This window comes from Xanthomonas sp. SHU 166, assembly GCF_000364685.1.
Taxonomy (GTDB): domain Bacteria; phylum Pseudomonadota; class Gammaproteobacteria; order Xanthomonadales; family Xanthomonadaceae; genus Xanthomonas_A; species Xanthomonas_A sontii.
This window is the reverse complement of record NZ_AQOJ01000930.1, coordinates 1-4,452: the sequence shown is the minus strand read 5'-3', so window position 1 is coordinate 4,452 and position 4,452 is coordinate 1. Positions and strand designations below refer to the sequence as shown.

General features: G+C 67.2%; 4 protein-coding genes and 1 pseudogene. 4 read left to right on the top strand and 1 reads right to left on the bottom strand.

Features of this window, described 5'->3' with window-relative positions; genetic code table 11:
* The 4 genes from D180_RS20860 to secF all read left to right on the top strand — a co-directional run.
* Positions 1-230: tRNA-guanine transglycosylase (locus D180_RS20860; protein WP_043091483.1), on the top strand; the 230-nt coding region annotated here is incomplete at its 5' end.
* A 363-nt stretch (positions 231-593) separates the two neighbouring features.
* Positions 594-938 carry a preprotein translocase subunit YajC gene (yajC, locus tag D180_RS20855; RefSeq protein WP_017910689.1) on the top strand — a complete coding sequence of 115 codons (345 nt, stop codon included), beginning with the start codon at positions 594-596 and terminating at the stop codon, positions 936-938.
* Positions 939-994: 56 nt separating this feature from the next.
* On the top strand, positions 995-2,839 hold the full coding sequence (secD, locus tag D180_RS20850; RefSeq protein ID WP_017914289.1) for a protein translocase subunit SecD: 1,845 nt from the start codon (positions 995-997) through the stop codon (positions 2,837-2,839).
* A 73-nt stretch (positions 2,840-2,912) separates the two neighbouring features.
* Positions 2,913-3,878, top strand: a complete 966-nt coding sequence (secF, locus tag D180_RS20845; protein WP_017910687.1) for a protein translocase subunit SecF — start codon at positions 2,913-2,915, stop codon at positions 3,876-3,878.
* A gap of 332 nt (positions 3,879-4,210) precedes the next feature.
* Here secF and D180_RS20840 read toward each other — a convergent pair.
* A pseudogene (locus D180_RS20840) lies at positions 4,211-4,452 on the bottom strand (methyl-accepting chemotaxis protein); the annotation flags it as partial.

Here is a 4,452-nt window from a genome sequence, read left to right as displayed (position 1 = left end):
CCTGCCATGCCTGCAGCAGCGGCTACACCCGCGCCTACCTGCGCCACCTGGACCGCTGCAACGAGATGCTGGCGCCGATGCTGGGCACCCTGCACAACCTCTGGTACTACCAGAAGCTGATGGCCGACATGCGCGCGGCGATCGCCGCGGGAACCTTTGCCCAGTTCCGGCGGTCCTTCTATGCGGCGCGCGGGGTCGAAGCGACGCCACTCCCGACGGAGCACGGATAAGCCCCTCTCCCCCCCGGGAGAGGGGTTGGGGTGAGGGTTCGGGCGCAGCCTCGTGTTGTTCGGGAGGGGGCGGGGGTGAGGTTCCGGGCGCAGCCTCGTGCAGTCCAAGTGACACGAGGGTCCGGGCGAAGCCTCGTGCAGTCGAAAGGATACGAGGCTTCGCCCGTACCCTCATCCGCCGCTGCGCGGCACCTTCCCCCGAGAAGGGGGCCGTGGGTCCCACAGGGAGAAGGGAGGGGCGCGGCGGCCGTTCCGGGGGCAAGGGGAAGATCGTGGCATAATCGGCGGCTGCTTGCTGCCGCAAGGCAAACCAGCGGTCCGTGCCCCAGGGCGTCGGGCTGCCCAAACCATAGGACGTACCCGATGAATCCGCTCGATTTCCTGATTCCCGTCGCCCAGGCGCAGACCGCTGGCGGCGCCGCCCCGGCCGGTGGTGGCCTGCAGATGTTCCTGCTGCCCATCATCCTGATCGCGGTGATGTATTTCGTGATGATCCGGCCGCAGATGAAGCGCCAGAAGGAACACAAGTCGATGCTGGACAAGCTCGGCCGCGGCGACGAGGTCATCACCTCCGGCGGCGTGGCCGGCGTGGTCACCGACATCGGCGACAACTTCATCACCATCGAAGTGGCCGACAACGTGCGCATCCGCGTGCAGAAGGGTGCCGTCGGCAATGTCCTGCCGAAGGGCACGCTGAAGTCCGCCTGATCCATTTCTCCTACTGCTAGGCGCGACGCCGGCGTGGCGTCGTGCGGGGTCCCGCAATGCTCGAGTTTCCGCGCTGGAAGTATGTCCTCATCCTGATCGTGCTGGCGTTGAGCGCGTTGTACGCGCTGCCCAACGTGTACCAGAAGGATCCGTCGGTCCAGATCACCGCCAGCCGCGGCGGCAAGATCGACGACGCCCTGCGCGAGCGGGTCCTTGCCGACCTGAAGACGGCCGGGATCACCCCGAAGCTGGTCGACAAGGAAGGCGACAGCCTGATGGTGCGCCTGCCGAACCTGCAGGCGCAGACCCGTGCCAACGACGTGCTGCGCCAGCAGGTGGGCGAGAACTACACGGTGGCGCTGAACCTGGCCTCGACCGTGCCGGACTGGCTGTCGCGCCTGGGCGGCAAGCCGATGGTGCTGGGTCTTGACCTGGTCGGCGGCGTGCACTTCGCCCTGCAGGTCGACCAGAAGGCGGCGCTGGAAAAGCGCCTGGACACCTTCGCCGAGGACATCCGCACCACCTTGCGCGACAACCGCCTGGCCTACCGCTCGGTCGAGCGCCGTCCGGACAACAGCATCCAGGTCAGCCTGGGCGAGGGCGTCGATGCCAGCGCCGCGCGCGCGGCCATCGCCAAGGCGCAGCCGACCCTGAGCTACGCGGTGTCCGGGCAGACCATCGCCGTGACCGTGCCCGAGGCCGAGCTGAAGCAGATCGCCGCCGGCGCCATCGAGCAGAACCTGACCACCCTGCGCAACCGCGTCAACCAGCTGGGCGTGGCCGAGCCGATCATCCAGCGCCAGGGCGACGACCGCATCGTGGTCGAGCTGCCGGGCGTGCAGGACACCGCCGAGGCCAAGCGCATGATCGGCGCCACCGCCACGCTGGAATTCCGCGGCGTGGTCGACGGCAACGCCGAGGACGCGGTGCGCAGCGGCAACATCCCGCCCGACGCCAAGGTCTACCGCCTGCGCGACAGCGGCGCCCCGGTGCTGCTGAGCAAGCGCGTGCTGGTGTCCGGCGACCAGATGGTCAACGCCACCGTCAGCACCGACCAGAACGGCATGCCGGCCGTGGCGGTCACGCTCAACAACGCCGCCGGCCAGCGCATGTTCGACTACACCAGCGCCAATACCGGCAAGCTGATGTCGGTGGTCTACATCGAGCGCATCCCCACCGTGACCATGGTCGACGGCAAGGAAGTGCGCAGCGTGCGCGTCAACGAGGAGGCGCTGGCGCCGACCCGGATCGCCGGCGTGTTCGGCAAGAACTTCCAGACCACCGGCCTGGAGAAGACCGAGGCCGAGAACCTGGCCAAGCTGCTGCGTGCCGGTTCGCTGGCCGCGCCGATGGACTTCGTCGAGGAATACGTGATCGGCCCCAGCCTGGGCGCGGAAAACGTGGAGCGCGGCATCACCGCCGTGGTCTACGCATTCCTGTTCACCCTGGTGTTCTTCAGCGTGTACTACCGCATGTTCGGCCTGATCACCTCGGTCGCGCTGCTGATGAACCTGCTGATCGTGGTCTCGGTGATGTCGCTGTTCGGCGCCACCATGACCCTGCCGGGCTTCGCCGGTCTGGCGCTGTCGGTGGGCCTGTCGGTGGACGCCAACGTGCTGATCAACGAGCGTATCCGCGAAGAACTGCGGCTGGGCGTACCGCCCAAGTCGGCGATCGCGGCCGGTTACGAGAAGGCCGGCGGCACCATCCTCGACGCCAACCTCACCGGCCTGATCGTCGGCGTGGCGCTGTACGCGTTCGGTACCGGCCCGCTCAAGGGCTTCGCGCTGACCATGATCATCGGCATCTTCGCCTCGATGTTCACCGCGATCACCGTGTCGCGCGCGCTGGCGGTGCTGATCTACGGCCGTCGCAAGAAGATCAAGTCCGTGGCCATCTGAGCCACGCACGCCACCTTCCGCACGTCCCCGCGCCGACAGGCGCGGGGTCCAAAAAAACGCAGAGCGGTCTCCAATGAAAATCTTCCCGCTTCACCTGATCCCCAACGACACCAAGATCGACTTCATGCGCTGGCGGCACCCGACCCTGGTGCTGATGCTGGTGCTGGCGTTGGCCTCGTTCGCGGTGATCTTCGCCAAGGGCTTCAACTACGCGCTGGAGTTCACCGGCGGCGCGCTGGTGCAGACCAGTTTCCAGAAGCCGGTCGACGTGGATCAGGTGCGCGAGCAGCTGGCCAAGGCCGGCTTCGAGAATGCGCAGGTGCAGAACGTCGGCAGCGGCAACGAGGTGGTGATCCGCCTGCAGCCGCAGGGCGAGCACAACAACGAGGACATCACCAAGAACCTCGCCGAGCAGGTGCGCAAGGCGGTGAGCACGCCGCAGAACCCGGCCACGGTCAAGCCGGGCGAGTTCGTCGGCCCGCAGGTCGGCAAGGACCTGGCCTTGAACGGCGTCTACGCCACGGTGTTCATGCTGGTCGGCTTCCTGATCTACATCGCCTTCCGCTTCGAGTGGAAGTTCGCGGTGGTGGCCAGCCTGACCGCGCTGTTCGACCTGTTGGTGACGGTGGCCTACGTGTCGGTCACCGGCCGTGAGTTCGACCTGACCGTGCTGGCCGGCCTGCTGTCGGTGATGGGCTTTGCGATCAACGACATCATCGTGGTGTTCGACCGCGTGCGCGAGAACTTCCGCAGCCTGCGCGTGGAGCCGATCGAGGTGCTGAACCGCTCGATCAACCAGACCCTGTCGCGTACGGTGATCACCGCGGTGATGTTCTTCCTGTCGGCGCTGGCGCTTTACTTGTACGGCGGCGAGTCGATGGAAGGCCTGGCGCTGACCCACATGATCGGTGCGGTGGTGGTGGTGGTGTCCTCGGTGATCGTGGCGGTGCCGCTGCTGTCGATCGGACCGTTCCAGGTCACCAAGCAGGACCTGCTGCCGAAGTCGAAGGACGTCGAGGCGCTGGCGCGCAGGCCCTGATGGGGCTGGGATTGGGGATTCGGGAGTGGGGATTCGCAAAGGCATGATTTCCTGGGCCTGAAACAGTTCCTCCTGCGAACAAAAAAGCCGCGCGGATGCGCGGCTTTTTCTTTGCGCGGACGCTGGGGCGTCGGGTGGGTGCAGCGCAACGTCGGCCGGGTTGCCGTGCGTGGGATGGGGCCGTCAATGTCGGCCCCATCCCCTCCGTGGCGTGCGTGCCGCGCAAGGCGTCCGCGCTACGCCGCGTTGGCGGTGGCGCGGGCCACCAGTTGCGCCACCATCGGATAGGTCTCGCTGCGCACCTGGAACTGGCCGACGATCTCCACCAGGTCGCCGGCCTGCTGCTCCATCGCGCGTGCCGCGGCAGTGGCTTCCTCGACCAGGGCGGCGTTCTGTTGGGTGGTCTCGTCCATCTGGGTGACGGTGTGGTTGACCTGCTCGATGCCGGCCGACTGCTCCTGCGAGGCGGCCGCGATCTCGCCCATGATGTCGGTCACGCGCTGCACCGAGGCCACGATGTCCTGCATCGTCGTGCCGGCCTGGGCGACCAGCGCCGAACCTGCGCTCACGCGCT